The sequence below is a fragment of the Cohnella mopanensis genome, assembly GCF_022352055.1.
GTDB classification, from domain to species: Bacteria; Bacillota; Bacilli; order Paenibacillales; family Paenibacillaceae; genus Cohnella; species Cohnella mopanensis.
This window is the reverse complement of record NZ_JAKRWM010000014.1, coordinates 265887-281997: the sequence shown is the minus strand read 5'-3', so window position 1 is coordinate 281997 and position 16111 is coordinate 265887. Positions and strand designations below refer to the sequence as shown.

Below are 16111 nucleotides of genomic sequence, written 5' to 3'. Positions count from 1 at the left end.
CAGAGATTCGTTCGACTTGCATGTATTAGGCACGCCGCCAGCGTTCGTCCTGAGCCAGGATCAAACTCTCCATAATAGTGAAGCCGAAGCTTCTTATTAAAGAGCCTTTGAGGCTCAATCTGTATTGCTGGTTTGTCTTCCGACGGCCGAAGCCATCTTCTGACGATTGTTTGTTTCTTACGCTCGATGTTCAGTTTTCAAAGAACAATTTGTTTCGTATTTCGTTGTCGTCCGCGCTAACGGCGACTTTTATAATATACCACAGCAACCATCATCTTTGCAACAGGTAATTTCTACCAGTTCTCGATGTCCTCGTTCGTCATTTCGACTGTCCAAGAGGCGCGAGATATAATGTACCATATTAAAGCGCGATACGTCAACACTTGTCGAAAGCTTTTTTTCTAATCCGATGAACTTACTTTCTCCACCCCCGCCTTCGCTCATTCAACTACCTTTTTCCTTATCCTCAGGAATACACAAAACACCCGCTGAGGCAGGCCGTTTCATGCAAGAACAATCCATTGCAAACCTAATACGAGACCCACTCCCGGCAACCCAAGCATTGCAACCGCTCCAATTGTAAAGGGATTAAGCGGAACATATCCTCCCGCTCCCCAGCCCGAGAAGTTAAGCGCATATAATGCCATTGCCGCCATAACCAAATGCACGCAGAACCGCATAAGCCAGCCTTTGGGAGTACTCCGCTTCAATAGAACCAGTCCGAGCGATACGGCGGAGCCCACAAGAAGGATAAGCCAGAATGTTTTCATCCTACCCCTTCCCCTCCCTGTTGTTGCCCCTGCTCCGAGCTGCTGCTCCATAGTCTTTTGGCTTCCTTAATCAACATTCCCAGTTTTTTCTCCGCAGCTTCGAGACAGTAAATCGCATAATCCACATGATCTTCGCCTAATGCATAATGAAACCTCCAGTCGGCGAGCTTCCATTCCTGCTCTGCTAACCGTATATCCGCAATGAGCCTCTGACGTTCCACCGATTGCACCGAGATCCATTCGCGCTTCCCCTTGCTATGCACGACTATCCCTCCCGCGTCTGACGGTACCGCCCCGAAGGACAACCCATTACTATGTCTATACCCTTAGCAATTCTCTTAGAACGGTTAGGATGCCAGAAAATAAAAAAAGACGCCCGAAGGCGCCCTGTGTGCATGATTCATACATTAGTACAGCTCTCTACGACCTTCCAACGCTTTGGAGATCGTAACTTCATCCGCGTATTCCAAATCTCCGCCAACCGGCAAACCATGCGCGATTCGGGTAACTTTAATGCCGAACGGCTTCACTAATCGCGAAAGGTACATCGCGGTCGCTTCACCTTCTATGTTCGGGTTCGTAGCCAGTATAAGCTCTTGCACCCGCTCATCTCCAAGCCTCCGAACCAATTCGGCAATCCGGATATCATCCGGGCCAAGTCCGTCCATCGGGGAAATCGCGCCATTAAGAACGTGATAATGCCCGCTGTATTCACGGGTTCGCTCCATGGCAACCAGATCCTTAGGTTCCTGGACGACGCAGATGACAGACACGTCTCTCGACTTATCGGAACAAATCCGGCAAGGGTCCGTATCTGTAATATTGCAGCAAATCGAACAGTAAGTCAGGTTTCTCTTGACGTTAACAAGCGCCTTGGCGAAATCGATCACGTCTTCTTCCTTCATTCGCAAGACGTAAAAAGCCAGCCTGGCAGCCGTCTTTGGTCCAATGCCTGGAAGGCGGGAGAAGGAGTCGATCAGCTTAGCAATCGGTTCTGGATAAAACAAAGGCTCCCGTCTCCTCTAATCTTCGATTTTCGGTTTAGAACAACCCGGGAATTTTCATGCCTCCGGTATACTTGCCCATATCCTGATTCGCCAGTTCATCCGCTTTGGTCAGCGCATCGTTTACTGCCGTCAACACGAGATCCTGCAGCATCTCGACATCTTCCGGATCGACAGCTTCCGGCTTGATCTTGATGTCGAGCAATTTTTTGTGACCATTCACCGATACGGTTACGACGCCGCCGCCGGCAGTTCCTTCGATCGTCTTAGTTCCAAGCTCTTCTTGAGCTTTAAGCATTTGCTCTTGCATTTTCTTAACTTGTTTCATCATTTGATTCATATTATTCATTGATATAGCCTCCCAATAAGTTAGTCATCTTTAATCGTTACTAATTGCTCTCCGAACAAACGAACTGCTTCGTCCACCCATGGCTCGCTTTTTTCTTCGCCTTCATCTTCCGGTACGAGAAGCAACTCCTCGCCTACAGCGTTAACCTTGGACTGTCCAGCGCTTTCCGCTACAGCTTCTTGCCATTCCTTCTGCATGATGGTGACCAACTGAGTCGTTTGACCGAACAGGGAAGTCAGCACCCCTTCGATAACCCCCTTGTTGGCGGGCCTCTCCGTCGTTTCGCGATGGATCGTATTCCGGAATGCGACGAGGAGCGCATTATCATCGTAAGAGACCGGCTCGCCATCCACTAGCCAAGCATGGACGGTAACGCGTTCTTCCTTGACTCGTTGAAGAATTTGCGGCCATTTCCCCAACGATTGAGCGGCTGAAGAGTGGGCATCCACGAAAGCATTCAACTTAGCTCGCGGGACCGTCGAAGGCCTCGGCGTACTAGAAGCAGCGCCGCCACCCGAGACTACGCGGGCGCTTCCCCCGCTTTGTCCGGACGGTGGAGATCCCGCCATAGCCGTAACCGCATTGCCTCCGCTCGCCAGCGCCCCAAGCCTCTTCTCCAATGATGCCACTTGTTGCTTTAATTGTCCGAGTTCGCCTCGGCCAACGCTCGAATCGGCTTGCGCCGTCGCGCTCGACGAAGATGAAACACCCGGTTGATCCGAGCAGAGCTTCAGCAGTGCGATTTCAAACATCGTTTGCGGGTGTGCCGCATACTTCATTTCGCCCTGATAGCGATTTAACAAATCTATGATAGCAAATAACCGCTCCCGAGAAAATCCGCTAGTCATTTCCTTCAATTCGCCCGGGCTCGCTATTCTCCCTGAAGAGTCTCCCGCATCCGGCGCCAGTTGTGCCAGCAGCAAATCACGGAAGTAATACATGAGCTGCTCCAAACATTTGTCGGCACTCTTACCGGATCTCATCATCTCGTCAATCTCGAGCAGAACTTTAGATGCATCGTTGTCCCTGATCGCGATCGCCAGCCTTGAGAATTGCTCGGAAGGCAAACCTCCGGTCGCTTCGATCGCCTGATCCAAGCTCACCTGTCCGCCGGTAAAAGACGAGATCTGATCCAGTAAACTTAGCGCATCGCGCATCCCGCCATCAGATAAGCGAGCGATATAATGCAGCGCTTCTTCCTCCGCCTGGATCCGTTCCTCCGCGCAAATCTCACGAAGGCGTCCCGCTTGTTCCTCTAATGATACCCTGCGGAAATCAAACCTTTGACAGCGTGAGATAATCGTCGGAGGCAGCTTATGGGGTTCGGTCGTCGCCAAAACGAACATGACGTGACCCGGGGGCTCTTCCAAAGTCTTGAGCAGCGCATTGAACGCTTCCGTAGTCAACATGTGCACTTCATCGATAATATACACTTTACGCCGCACTTCCGTCGGCGAGTATTTCACTTTGTCTCGGATATCCCGAATTTCTTCAACGCCTCGATTGGACGCCGCATCAATCTCTACAACATCCATAACCGATCCGCTAGTAATTCGCTCGCATTGCGAGCACTCATTGCAAGGCTCCGGTGCCGGACCATGCTCGCAGTTAACGGCTTTCGCCAATATTTTTGCTGCGCTTGTTTTACCCGTCCCTCTCGGGCCGCTAAACAAATACGCGTGGGATAGACGATTTTCGCGGATTGCGTTTTGTAGAGTTTGAACGATATGTTGTTGCCCGACCATGTCCTTGAACGTCTGGGGACGCCAGGCCCGGTACAAAGCAAGATGTGCCATTGCTTGTCGCTCCCGTCAGCTTGCCGTTTCATTCATTATACATCATCGGCAGACGGCACTCCACCGCCAGCTGCTATTTCTTAATTACTCCGAAGCGTAAGGGATCCAAACGGTAAACTTCGTACCCGTTTCATCGGACGCAACTTCGATGTTGCCTCCCAGGTCGTGAACGATCCGCTGGCATATCGACAATCCCAGCCCTGTACCTTGCGGCTTAGTCGTAAAAAAGGGATCGAACACTTTCTCTAAAGCATCTGGTGCAATTCCCGGGCCTGTATCACTTATATCTACTGCAATTTTGTCGGGTTCATGGGGGTAATGGCGCTCGCTAATTATTAATGTCCCTCCTCCGGTCATCGCTTCGATCGCATTTTTCCCCAAGTTCAAGAACACTTGCTTTAGCTGCTCTTTGTCCGCCAATATAGCAGACAGCTCCGATTTCGGATGATAAAGAACGGTCACTTTATGGAGCAAAGCTTCATTCCGGATCATAGGCATAATTTCTTGAAGCACATGTCCGATTCTTATCGGGGCCCGCTTGATTTCTTTAGGCTTGCTGAGCAGCAGAAATTCGCTAACCAAATCATTAACCCTCTCTATCTCGGAGAGCATGATCCCGACATAATCCTGTTCCTTGCTCATCCCTCGTTCCGAAAGGCTTTTCTCAAGCAGTTGCATGAAGCCCTTCATCGCCGTTAAGGGATTGCGAATCTCATGGGCCGTACCCGCTGCGATCTGACCGATGGTTTTCAATCGATCGGATCGCCTAACCTGTTCTTCTAGACTCATGAAATGAGACACATCCTGGAAGAGAACAAAGGCACCCGTGATGGCTTCGTTATGCTGTAACACCCCACCGTCCAACATCAACTTATAATTGTTCGCATCCCGTTTCCAATTCAATACGCGGTTCCGAAAAACGCCGCCCTCCAACAAGCTGCGATCAAACGGCTTAGGATGTAAAGAAAGCGAATCGAACCATTTCTCCACGGATTGTTCCATGATGTCAGTTCGTTTGCACCCGAAGATGGAGCAGATGACTTCGCTGATTTCCACGATGCGAAATTCCGAATCCATTATTAGCACACCAATGCCTTCCAATGACAAAAACCGTTGCGCAAATTGTCGAATATACTTCTCCCGTTTCGTCAGATGCGCATCAATTCGTTTGCGTCCTCCAAGTACCGCCCGTTCGTCTTCCATTCGTAATCACCTCCGGTCAACGAGCCAGTTCATTTGTAAATATTCGGTATTTGAGCTTATTTCCCTCCTTTGGACCTATGACAGTAGAAGTATTTTATAGGAAACCGGGATAACAAAAGAAGCATCTCGGCCGATTAGCCGGGATGCTTCTTGAATCGTTCATTTGAGAATTAACTTATTAGGACCGTGCACCTGATTTCGATAATTGTGATCCAGCCGTATAAGAGTGTGTCGCTCGAGCCGAGCTACCCTCCAGCACAAGAACTAAACCACTTATGGCTGCTTCCTTCCGGACCTGACCGGGTTCATGGCCGTCCCTCGCGGAGGACCCTGCCGTCAACACGGCACGAAACTTACCGGAACCTGCATCACAAAACCTAAAACAGGAATTCAACCTCGCTGGAGCGGATTGCGAGTTACAGGGCACCGCTACCTCCCCGTCTAGCACGGCAAAGCTAAGTATAGCGAATCGCGAAGGGAAGTGCAACCTACGGAAACAGTTTCCACAAATTTTACTGTCGCTTTACTTCATTGATTTGACATGAATGGTATACCTAGGGTAATTAAACCGAAGAACGGTAGCCACTTGTTGTTCGACCGTAGGGATTTCTCGGGCTTGCAGGCCGGGAGTGAGCTTAATAGTCACGTAGGCATCGGCTCCGTTAAACGTAATACTGGAGTCGGCAACGCCCGGTACTTTGCGAATGGCCTCACGCATCGTTCGGTTGTCCGTGTTGTAATTGGTCACGATGTGATGGCCAGGAAGCTGCGGATTACTGTTCGCCCTTCCAAGATAACCATCATTTTTGTAATTCTGCGCCTTCATCCCATTAGTGGTTTGTTTACCACAGCCCGGCGTAGCCCATAGAACGCATATTACCAATGCCATCAACGTCATTGTTTTCCATTTCATTTGCATGAAAAAAACCTCCCTTTTATCCCGTAGGATTTCAAAGGAGGCTTATCTCTATACGGCGATTTGAAATTAAATTCCGTATTTTTTCTTGAACTTGTCTACGCGACCGCCTGCATCGATAAACTTCTGCTTACCTGTGTAGAACGGGTGGCAAGCCGAACAGATCTCTACTTTAAGATTCGATTTGATCGAACCTGTTTCGAAAGTGTTTCCGCATGCGCAAGATGCCGTAATCACATTGTATTGCGGATGAATGGATGGTTTCAAAGGGTTCACCTCTTTCTGCCCTGAATCACATGCGGATTCAGAGTATTAGACACATGATGGGATTATAGCACGCCTGTAATTGCGTGGCAAGCAAGATTGAGCCTTTTCGCGACGGAAAATGTTATCGACCGTTCCAATATTAAGTAGCCGGCTTCGGAGGCACATGCGTATAAGAACCGATAACCACATCCGGCAGTTCTTGCCGATAAATATCGAGCAACGCTTTCATCCCATAGATTTCTCCTTGCGCCGGAGGAATCAGAGATAGATAGGCGTCGGGATCGATATTCAAGTTGCGCATCTGAATCAATTTCAATCCGGTTCTCCGAGCGAAACCGATCATGGCTTCGATCTCTTCCTCGCGATCCGTTACTCCAGGAAAAATCAAATAATTGATGGAAGTATACACGCCTTTGTCCGTCGCGTACTTCAAGGACTTCTCCACGTTCTTCAACGTATATCCGCGAGGCTTGTAATAAGCGTTATAATGCTCGTCGATCGCGCTTATCGTACTCACTCGCATGAGATTCAACCCGGCATCGGTTATCGCCCTCATATGATCCGACAAGCCCGCATTCGTATTGATGTTAATGTAACCTAACGAAGTTTGCTCGCGAACGCGTTTCATCGCTTCAACGATCGTTTTCGCTTGCGTTGAAGGTTCGCCCTCGCACCCTTGCCCGAAGCTGATAATCGAGTCTGGCAATTTCAAGTGCTCCAACATGATTTGCACGACTTCGTCGACCTCCGGCTTAAACTTCAAGCGAGTTTGCGGCGCGACGAATCCGCTGTCGTCAGGTTGCTCCGAAATGCAACCGTAACAACCGGCATTGCAGGAAAACGAGACCGGAACCGCTCCTTCGAGACGCTGCAAGAACGTATTGGATGCCGTTAAACACTCGTATCCCAAAGCACAGTGGGACAGATGCTTATACAACCTATTGTCCGGGTAGGCCTGCAGAAGGCGATCCACTTGAATCTCAAGTTCGGCGCGATCGCAATTTTCAGGATTCCACGGTTCCGGATCATCGCTCTGGCTAGCGGCTACATAGAAACCGCCGTCTTTCCATACGACTGCCGTATACCCGAACAACGGAAATTTTTGCGTTTTGTCCGTCTTGGAATAGCCGGGAACGTAATAACGCGTAAAACCTTGCGGCAACAAAGCTCCCACTGCTTGATAAGCGCCGGGAAGCAATTGCATCTTCCCACTCGCCGGATCCATGCCGATCGGACGGGTATAGGGAAGACCGACTAAAGTTGCCCCGGCAGGCAGAGGAATAAGCTCATCCTCGAGCAGTTCTACGAGATCATTGCCGCTTCTGGCAATCCCATAGAGCTCCGGATGGTCGAATACGTTGCCGTGCTCGTCTGCGTACACTAGATGCATGGGCTAAGCCCTCCTAACAATCCTGCTTTAAGAGGAACTGTTTCGCGGTGAGCGACGTCCTCCGCTGGAACTTGAGGGCGATGGGCTAGGCGAACTCGGGCCCCCGCTTGTGTCCAGCATATCCAGGAATTCTTGATTTGTTTTCGTATTCGAGAGCTTCTTAAGGAAGCCTTCCACGTATTCCATGGAATCGTTCATGCTCTTACGGATCGCCCATAGCTTATCGAGCGCTTCTTTATCAAGCAACATCTCTTCCCGTCTCGTTCCCGAACGCCTGATGTCCAAAGCAGGGAAAATCCGACGCTCCGATAGCTTGCGATCGAGATGGAGCTCCATATTGCCCGTACCCTTAAACTCTTCATAAATAATATCGTCCATACGCGAACCCGTTTCCACGAGCGCGGTCGCCAGAATCGTTAAGCTGCCGCCCTCCTCGATGTTACGCGCAGAACCGAAAAACCGCTTCGGACGATGGAATGCGGCAGGATCAATCCCCCCGGATAACGTACGCCCGGACGGTGGAACGACCAAATTGTAAGCTCTCGCAAGCCTTGTGATACTATCCAGCAGAATAACGACGTCTCGCTTGTGCTCCACAAGTCGTAACGCGCGTTCCAGCACTAACTCCGCTACCTTAATATGATTCTCGGGAACCTCGTCGAAAGTAGAAGCGATAACTTCTCCTTTGACCGAGCGCTGCATATCCGTTACTTCCTCCGGACGCTCATCGATCAGCAGAACGAATAGGTCGATTTCCGGATGGTTAATCGAAATACTATTCGCGATCTCTTTCAACAGCAACGTTTTCCCCGCCTTAGGCTGGGCAACGATCAAACCGCGTTGACCCAATCCGACGGGAGCTACGAGATCCATAATTCGAGTGGACAGATGAGAGGGAGACGTTTCGAGCTTGATCTTCTTCTGCGGATACAGCGGGGTAAGAGCGGGAAAATGTAGACGTTCGGCGGCAGTTTCCGGAGTGACGCCATTCACGGCATTTACTTGCAGCAATCCGAAGTAGCGCTCGCTTTCTTTAGGTGCCCTACATTTACCGGAAACGAGATCTCCTGTCCGCAGATCGAATTTGCGAATCTGCGAGGCCGAGATGTAAATATCCTCAGCGCTTGGAAGGTAGTTAATCGGACGTAGAAATCCGAAACCTTCCGGCAACACTTCTAGAACGCCTTCCATGAACATCAGACCGCTTCGCTCCGCTTGCGCTCGCAAGATCGCGATAATCAGTTCCTTCTTCTTCATCTGGGCGTAGTTATTAATCTGGTGCTGCTTAGCTAACTTATACAGCTCGGTTAGCTTGAGACCTTCCAGATCAGCCATCATTAAATCGGTCAATAGAATCCCCACTTTTGCTCAGAAATCAACTATTTGCTTATTACCCTTGCCGCCAAACTTCCGCGCCCAAGTTACTCAGCTGCATAACCAGCTTTTCATATCCGCGGTCGATATATTCAACACCGCTAATTTCCGTAGTGCCCTCTTCAACCGTAAGCGCGGCTACGACCAGCGCAGCTCCCGCACGCAGATCGGCGGCTCGTACTTTAGCGGCATTAAGCGGTCCGCCCTCAATGATGGCAGAACGGCCTTCTACCCGAATTTGCGCGCCCATGCGCGCAAGCTCCGGCACATGCTTGAACCGGTTGTTGTACACGTAATCAGACAACACGCTTACACCGCGGGCTTGCGTAAGCAAGCTGGTCATCGGCGATTGCAGATCGGTGGCGAAGCCGGGATACACCAACGCTTTAACGTCTACCGCTTCATACAGGGATTGTCCAACCACCCGTATTGCTTCATCCATCTCATAGACGTGTACGCCCATTTCCTGCAACTTCGCGGTCATGGCTTCTAAATGCTTAGGAATAATATTATCGATAAGGACGTCGCCACGTGTCGCCGCGGCGGCAATCATGTATGTTCCAGCTTGTATGCGATCGGGAATGATAGAGTGCCTGCACCCATGCATTTCCTGAACGCCTTCAATACGGATAGTTTCCGTACCGGCACCTTTAATTTTGGCTCCCATTGCATTCAGCAACGTAGCTACGTCGATAATCTCCGGCTCTTTCGCCGCATTCTCGATCAACGTTAATCCTTTGGCCCTGGAAGCCGCCAACATAATATTAATCGTGGCTCCAACGCTAGCGACATCCAAATAAATTTTGGCGCCGCGCAATTCTTTCGCTCTGATCCGAATGGATCCGTGGTCATTGGTCACTTCCGCTCCCAATGCTTCAAACCCTTTAATATGCTGATCTATCGGTCGCGGTTCGAAATTGCAACCGCCCGGCAAGCCGATCGTCGCTTCGCCGAACCTTCCTAACAAAGCCCCCATCAAATAATAGGATGCTCTAAGAAGCTTAACTCTTCCATTAGGCATTGGAACCGATCTCATAGCGGATGGATCGATAGACATCACGTCATCCTGCCAAGATACTTTGCCCCCAAGCTCCTCTAACAATTCCGCATAAACCGCCACATCGCTGAGTTGAGGAAGGTTGTCCAGCCTCACTTCCGATTCTGCCAGTATTGCTGCGGGAATAAGAGCGACAGCGCTATTCTTCGCGCCGCTGATTCCGACCGTACCTCTAAGCGGTCGGCCTCCCCGGACCATCAATTTATCCAATACGGTCTTCCTCCTCGTGTTGTTGTCGATGAAAATCACCGACACATGAAGGAACGGGAAAACGCCTTAAAGACGTTTTCCCGCATCTGGTACAATAATAATTGTAGAAATTAAGCCTTGTTGCTGCTTCCGAACAAACGGATTTTCTCTTGAACGACTGCTTTCATTGCGTTGCGAGCAGGCGTCAAGTATTTACGAGGATCGATTACATGAGCGTCTTTTGCAAGCACTTCGCGAATAGCGGCCGTGCAAGCAACTTGGTTTTCCGTGTTTACGTTGATTTTGCCGGCGCCGGATTGAATCGCTTCGCGAATCATATCGTCAGGAACGCCGGATCCACCGTGAAGAACAATCGGAACCGGTATTTTGGAAACAACTTCTTTAATGATATCGAAGTGGATTTTCACTTCGCCTTTGTACATACCATGAGCAGTACCTACTGCGATCGCCAGGCAATCTACGCCAGTTTCTTCATAGAAACGGATTGCTTCTTCTGGTTTAGCAAGTTTAGCATCTGCTTCGTCCACGCTAAGATCGTCTTCGACGCCGCCGATTGTTCCCAGCTCGCCTTCAACGGATACGCCCATTGCATGAGCGGCTTTAACGACTTCTTTAGTCAAACGGATGTTATCTTCGAAAGAGTGGTGCGAACCGTCGAACATAACGGAAGAGAAACCAGCACGGATACATTTCATAGCGATATCGAAATTGCTGCCGTGATCTAAGTGCAATGCAATTGGAAGACCGGATTTCTCAGCAGCCGCTTTAGCGATTGCTACCGTATATTCCATACCCATGTACTTCAAAGCGCCTTCGCTAACTCCGAAGATAAATGGTGAATTTTCCTCAATCGCCGCATCCGTGATCGCTTGAGCAAATTCCAGGTTGTTCATGTTGAATTGGCCAATCGCGTACTTACCAGCTTTGGCTTGCGGTAAAAACTCAGTCATCGATACTAATGGCATAATGTACAATTCCTCCTGCGGTTTTCATTCGATTTCTCACGTTTCATACATACTGCGTTATTATAACACAAAATGAGTTTGTGAAGTAAACCGAACGAATGTTTCCAAAGCAACCCATCCACTCGCAACCTCGTCGTTAAGATCCGGTCGCGGATCGGGACGCTGAACCTTCTCCCATCTGCATATTAACCGCCAATCTCATCTCATCGATATCGAAAGGCTTCGTAAAATGCATGAGAGCGCCCAAATCGGTCGCTTCTTTAATCATGTCTAGCTCGCCATATGCGGTCATCATGATGACCTTGATGCTGCGGTCGTATTCCTTGATCTGCTTAAGAATTTCCAGGCCGTCCATCCCCGGTATCTTCATATCAAGCAGTACTAGATCCGGGCGGTGGTTCCTAACGATTTCCAAAGCCGTCCTTCCATTCGCCGCTTGAAAAGTATCATAACCTTCGGTTGCGAATACTTCGAGTAATAATATACGGATCCCGACTTGGTCATCTACAATCAACAATCTCTTCTTCTCCAAGAACTCATCCCCCCGAATAACTATTGTAGCCTTATTCGTGACCCGAGCCTTAAATTCCTTCTCTTTCCATGTAAAAATTATGAAGGTGCATAAATAAAAAGGGAAATCCCATGTTCCTCCTATTTCATTGCAACTCTCAATAAAAGAAGAACCGCCCGAGCTTTCGCAGCCGGGCGGCACGTTCCATATAATAAATGAAAATAAATTAAGCTTCGGAATGGCGAAGAGCCGCTTTGACGAACTCCCTGAACAACGGTTGCGGACGGTTCGGACGGGAAGTAAATTCCGGATGGAATTGTACCGCCAAGAACCATGGATGGTCGGGAAGCTCGATCATCTCCACCAGTCGTCCATCCGGCGAAGTTCCGGAGATGAGTAATCCTGCCGACTCGATGCGCTCGCGATATTCGTTATTGAACTCATACCGGTGACGATGGCGCTCGTAAACGAGCTCGTCCCCGTAACATTGCGCCGCCAGGCTGCCAGGAACCAACTTGCAAGGATACAAGCCAAGTCTCATCGTGCCGCCCAAATCTTCGATATCCTTCTGCTCCGGCAGAAGATCGATAACCGGATATGGAGTAGCCGGATGGATCTCGGAGCTGTTCGCGCCATCCATTCCAGCCATGCTGCGAGCATACTCAATAACAGCGACTTGCATACCTAAGCAAATGCCGAAGAATGGCGTACCGTTCTCGCGTGCATAGCGGATCGCCGTGATCTTACCTTCGATCCCACGATCGCCGAATCCTCCCGGAACGAGAATCCCTTGAACGCCACCGAGAAGCTCGCCCACATTGCTAGGCGTAATTTCCTCTGCGTTGACCCAACGGATATTCACTTCCGCATCCGCATCGATACCCGCATGCGCTAGCGATTCAACGATACTAAGGTAAGCGTCGTGTAATGCAACGTACTTGCCGACTATGGCAATTTCCGTTGTTTTCTTAAGCGACTTCACGCGGTTAACGAGTGCTTCCCACTGAGTCATATCCGGCGCGCCGACTGACAGGTTCAAATGCTTGACGACATAATCGTCCAAGCCCTGCTCGCGAAGGTTAAGCGGAACTTCGTAAAGCGTTGAAGCATCGCGGCATTCGATGACCGCGTTAGCATCGATATCGCAGAACAACGCGATTTTGCGTTTCAGGTCGTCCGCCAATGGATATTCCGTACGGCACACGATCATGTTCGGTTGAATCCCAATGCTGCGCAACTCTTTAACGCTATGCTGAGTCGGCTTTGTTTTTACTTCGCCGGCAGCTTTAATGTAAGGAATAAGCGTAACGTGGATATACATAACGTTATCGCGGCCGATATCGCTCTTAATTTGACGAATCGCTTCCAAGAACGGCAAGCTCTCGATGTCACCGACCGTACCGCCGATTTCCGTGATGACTACGTCCGATCCGGCTTCTTTGCCCGCACGGAATACACGGTCTTTAATCTCGTTGGTAATATGCGGAATAACTTGCACCGTGCCGCCCAGATATTCTCCGCGACGCTCTTTGCTAATGACGGTTGAGTAAATTTTACCAGTCGTTACGTTGCTGTTCTTCGACAGATTAATATCGATAAACCGCTCGTAATGCCCTAAGTCCAAATCCGTCTCCGCGCCGTCATCCGTGACGAACACTTCACCGTGTTGATACGGGCTCATCGTCCCTGGGTCAACATTGATATACGGATCAAATTTCTGAATGGTTACCTTTAATCCGCGATTCTTAAGCAACCTTCCTAGCGATGCAGCTGTAATCCCTTTACCGAGCGATGATACGACACCGCCTGTTACGAAAATGTATTTGGTCACCCTGTGCGAAACCTCCCACCAAATGCCCTTAAGGCATCCTCATTATGTTACCCATTTTGCGTTGTAGCCCCATGAAAACAGGGGACAAAAAGAAAAAAGTGTCACCCAATAAATGGGGGCACTTTTTAAATTCCTATGCTATGGAAATACTCACTTCTAAAGCCCAAGCATAAGTTTAACGTCTCGAATCGGCGGTGTCAAGTAAAACGGCTCGGCCAATTTCGGGATGATCTATCACGATTCGGCAACGGGTTATTTATCGTTGTCGTCCTCGTCGTCATCGCCTAAATCGTCATCTTCTTCTTCATCGAAGTCGTCTTCCTCGTCATCGTCTTTCGCGTCAAGGTCTTCCTCGATCTCGGAATCTTCGTCCTCTTCGATGAGAACTTCTTCATCGGCTTCGGCCGCTTCTTCGCCTTCTTCGAACACTTCCTCGCGCTCTTCGTCGAAGAGATCGTAGGTTTCGTCATCCGTCGAGGTGTTGTCTTCATCCTCGCCGTACAGATCGTCATCATCCTCATCGTCATCATCATTAATGATGCGAGGACGTTTGGCTCCGCCATTCATCGGATCATCGGAACGTTCAACCGGATACCAGCGCTTAAGGCCCCAAACATTACCGCCTACGCATGCAAAGCGGCCATCGATGTTGATCTCCGTATAAAGTTGGGCAATCACGTCTGTTACTTGGCTTTCTGTAAGACCGCGCATCTTAGCAATTTCCATCATCAGATCGCGATAGTAAAACGGGGTGTTGGCTGTCTTCAGCAATTCATATGCCAGGTCAACCATCGGCATCTCACGAATTTTCTCGGAGTCGAGTTTCAGCACGTAGTCGGCGCTCACGTGACTTCCATCCTCTCTGTATGTGAACCGGTATTATACCTTCACGTTGATTTGTCAACCTTTAGTAAACCGTATTTCGTATAAAAATGCAAGTCGCAGGAACGGACTTTTCATGATTTTATTTTATTTCCTTTACCCCTATCCTCGAAAAAGCGAAGGCGCGTCCCTAGCGGACAGCACCTTCGCTTTTCGACTGTATCCTTCCCGGCCACTCCGCGGGCGGAGGAACCGGCATGACCAAGAGTCTCACCGGGAAACTCTCCATTCATCGTATGTCGGCGGTTCAGAAATGACACGGGACGCCGCCTATTTCCTGCCAAAAAAGGCCACATTCCCAAGCTTTTGTCGAACCCCGTTCATACAGTAGAGAACACGGCAGAAAAGTCGAGCTGAGAGAAACGCCAGCTTTATCTGCACACTCGTCCGGGAGGGAAGACGCATTGGACGCAAGCCAAATCGTGGATGGGCTCCACTATCCCCCCTGCTCTACAGAGAAACTTGGACGACGGGGAATTCTCCGTTTCTCCGATTCCGACGACTATGCGCGGTTCCTCCATGCCCTGCCATCGCAAAATTCTCTTTCTCCAAACGATAAGTTTCAGGAAGTCAGGCGGTTGGGCATCATCCAAGGAGTATCCTTTCCTATGGAAGCTCTTGAAGCAAAGCGTTTTCCCACCTCTATGAAAGGAGATGTGAGCTGGGAGGAAGATTGTCCAATCAGCGTCCATGCTTTGCAAGGAGGGGCACTCGTCACTGACAAAGGTATACCTTGGGGCGTCAGACACATTCAAGCACCCCAAGTATGGAGTCGTACAACGGGTTATCGGGTCAAAGTAGGCGTAATCGATACAGGGGTCGATTTCAGCCATCCCGACTTGCGCCACTCCTTGGAAAGAGGCATCAATCTGCTTCACCGGATGGCGATACCGCAAGACGATAATGGCCATGGTACTCATATCTCCGGTACGATCGCCGCGGCCAACGAGCTCCAAGGGATGATCGGCGTCGCTCCGCGCGCACTGATCTACCCGGTCAAAGCGTTCGACCATAACGGCACGGCTTACGTATCAGACATCATTCTCGGCATCGAATGGTGCATTCGTAATCAAATGGACGTCGTGAATATGAGCTTCGGGATGAAAACTAAAAGCAAATCGTTGCTGAATGCCGTCAATAACGCTTACCGTTCCGGCGTATTAATCGTCGCGTCCTCCGGCAATGACGGGCAAGTAGGAGAAATCGACTATCCCGCTCGTTATCACTCTTCGATCGCGGTTGGCGCAACCAATCAGCAAAGCCGTATCGCCAAATTCACCAATCGAAGCAACCTCATCGATATTTACGCTCCTGGAGAGCGCATCGCGTCCGCCTGGCTAAGAGGCAAGCATCGCGAGATGAGCGGAACTTCTATGGCGACTTCGCATGTCACGGGCGCGATCGCGCTATTGTTAGCGCTGAAACCCGGACTGACGCCAGGGCAAATCAAATCGATTATTAAGCAATCCGCCAAACCTTTGCGCAATAGCAAAACTCCCCGGATGGCCGGGGAGCTGAACGTCGTACGTATGATTAAAGCGGCTGACAATCTCTAATCTGTCTATCACCGTGATCAAAAGCAGACG

The 16111-nt window shown here is 49.9% G+C and carries 16 protein-coding genes, 1 rRNA gene and 1 other RNA gene; 1 reads left to right on the top strand and 17 read right to left on the bottom strand.

Features of this window, described 5'->3' with window-relative positions; genetic code table 11:
* The 17 genes from L3D05_RS20535 to rpoE all read right to left on the bottom strand — a co-directional run.
* Positions 1–76 (bottom strand): 16S ribosomal RNA (locus L3D05_RS20535); the annotation flags it as partial.
* 427 nt (positions 77–503) lie between these two features.
* Positions 504–770, bottom strand: coding sequence for a pro-sigmaK processing inhibitor BofA family protein (locus L3D05_RS20530; protein WP_239618195.1), 267 nt, complete (start codon positions 768–770; stop codon positions 504–506).
* A complete protein-coding gene (locus L3D05_RS20525; protein ID WP_239618194.1) occupies positions 767–1033 on the bottom strand; it encodes a DUF2508 family protein in 267 nt (88 codons plus the stop codon). Before L3D05_RS20525 ends, L3D05_RS20530 begins: the two co-directional genes overlap by 4 nt.
* 144 nt (positions 1034–1177) lie before the next feature.
* Positions 1178–1777: a recombination mediator RecR gene (gene recR / locus L3D05_RS20520; RefSeq protein WP_239618193.1), complete on the bottom strand. Its 600-nt coding sequence runs from the start codon at positions 1775–1777 to the stop codon at positions 1178–1180.
* A gap of 34 nt (positions 1778–1811) precedes the next feature.
* Entirely contained in the window at positions 1812–2123 is a 312-nt protein-coding gene (locus L3D05_RS20515; protein WP_239618192.1) for a YbaB/EbfC family nucleoid-associated protein, read from the bottom strand.
* A gap of 20 nt (positions 2124–2143) precedes the next feature.
* Positions 2144–3919 carry a DNA polymerase III subunit gamma/tau gene (gene dnaX / locus L3D05_RS20510; RefSeq protein WP_239618191.1) on the bottom strand — a complete coding sequence of 592 codons (1776 nt, stop codon included), beginning with the start codon at positions 3917–3919 and terminating at the stop codon, positions 2144–2146.
* 84 nt (positions 3920–4003) lie between these two features.
* Positions 4004–5122, bottom strand: a complete 1119-nt coding sequence (locus tag L3D05_RS20505) for a two-component system sensor histidine kinase NtrB (RefSeq protein WP_239618190.1) — start codon at positions 5120–5122, stop codon at positions 4004–4006.
* Between the two features lie 184 nt (positions 5123–5306).
* Positions 5307–5572, bottom strand: an RNA gene (gene ffs / locus L3D05_RS20500) — signal recognition particle sRNA large type.
* 73 nt (positions 5573–5645) lie between these two features.
* On the bottom strand, positions 5646–6041 hold the full coding sequence (locus L3D05_RS20495; protein ID WP_239618189.1) for a hypothetical protein: 396 nt from the start codon (positions 6039–6041) through the stop codon (positions 5646–5648).
* A gap of 66 nt (positions 6042–6107) precedes the next feature.
* A complete protein-coding gene (gene rpmE / locus L3D05_RS20490; protein WP_120979354.1) occupies positions 6108–6305 on the bottom strand; it encodes a 50S ribosomal protein L31 in 198 nt (65 codons plus the stop codon).
* A 139-nt stretch (positions 6306–6444) separates the two neighbouring features.
* Positions 6445–7695, bottom strand: coding sequence for a radical SAM family protein (locus L3D05_RS20485; protein WP_239618188.1), 1251 nt, complete (start codon positions 7693–7695; stop codon positions 6445–6447).
* A 27-nt stretch (positions 7696–7722) separates the two neighbouring features.
* Positions 7723–9033 (bottom strand): transcription termination factor Rho, encoded by a 1311-nt coding sequence (gene rho, locus L3D05_RS20480; protein WP_239618202.1) that lies wholly within the window; start codon positions 9031–9033, stop codon positions 7723–7725.
* A gap of 52 nt (positions 9034–9085) precedes the next feature.
* Positions 9086–10336 carry a UDP-N-acetylglucosamine 1-carboxyvinyltransferase gene (gene murA, locus L3D05_RS20475; protein ID WP_239618187.1) on the bottom strand — a complete coding sequence of 417 codons (1251 nt, stop codon included), beginning with the start codon at positions 10334–10336 and terminating at the stop codon, positions 9086–9088.
* A 110-nt stretch (positions 10337–10446) separates the two neighbouring features.
* Entirely contained in the window at positions 10447–11301 is an 855-nt protein-coding gene (gene fba, locus L3D05_RS20470) for a class II fructose-1,6-bisphosphate aldolase (RefSeq protein ID WP_239618186.1), read from the bottom strand.
* Between the two features lie 136 nt (positions 11302–11437).
* Entirely contained in the window at positions 11438–11833 is a 396-nt protein-coding gene (locus tag L3D05_RS20465) for a response regulator (protein ID WP_239618185.1), read from the bottom strand.
* A 205-nt stretch (positions 11834–12038) separates the two neighbouring features.
* Positions 12039–13643, bottom strand: a complete 1605-nt coding sequence (pyrG, locus tag L3D05_RS20460) for a CTP synthase (protein ID WP_239618184.1) — start codon at positions 13641–13643, stop codon at positions 12039–12041.
* Positions 13644–13895: 252 nt separating this feature from the next.
* Positions 13896–14489, bottom strand: coding sequence for a DNA-directed RNA polymerase subunit delta (gene rpoE / locus L3D05_RS20455; protein ID WP_239618183.1), 594 nt, complete (start codon positions 14487–14489; stop codon positions 13896–13898).
* Between the two features lie 440 nt (positions 14490–14929).
* Between rpoE and L3D05_RS20450 the strand changes: the two genes are divergently transcribed.
* The gene (locus L3D05_RS20450; protein WP_239618182.1) at positions 14930–16081 is read left to right on the top strand and encodes a S8 family peptidase; all 1152 of its coding nucleotides are present in this window, start codon (positions 14930–14932) and stop codon (positions 16079–16081) included.
* The last annotated feature ends 30 nt before the right edge of the window (positions 16082–16111 follow it).

What these genes read in the sequence shown, in the direction of transcription:
- rho (WP_239618202.1), bottom strand. Translation starts at nt 9,033, where the DNA reads ATGATGGCTGATCTGGAAGGTCTCAAGCTAACCGAGCTGTATAAGTTA.
- fba (WP_239618186.1), bottom strand. Translation starts at nt 11,301, where the DNA reads ATGCCATTAGTATCGATGACTGAGTTTTTACCGCAAGCCAAAGCTGGT.
- L3D05_RS20530 (WP_239618195.1), bottom strand. Translation starts at nt 770, where the DNA reads ATGAAAACATTCTGGCTTATCCTTCTTGTGGGCTCCGCCGTATCGCTC.
- L3D05_RS20485 (WP_239618188.1), bottom strand. Translation starts at nt 7,695, where the DNA reads ATGCATCTAGTGTACGCAGACGAGCACGGCAACGTATTCGACCATCCG.
- L3D05_RS20505 (WP_239618190.1), bottom strand. Translation starts at nt 5,122, where the DNA reads ATGGAAGACGAACGGGCGGTACTTGGAGGACGCAAACGAATTGATGCG.
- L3D05_RS20515 (WP_239618192.1), bottom strand. Translation starts at nt 2,123, where the DNA reads ATGAATAATATGAATCAAATGATGAAACAAGTTAAGAAAATGCAAGAG.
- dnaX (WP_239618191.1), bottom strand. Translation starts at nt 3,919, where the DNA reads ATGGCACATCTTGCTTTGTACCGGGCCTGGCGTCCCCAGACGTTCAAG.
- L3D05_RS20495 (WP_239618189.1), bottom strand. Translation starts at nt 6,041, where the DNA reads ATGCAAATGAAATGGAAAACAATGACGTTGATGGCATTGGTAATATGC.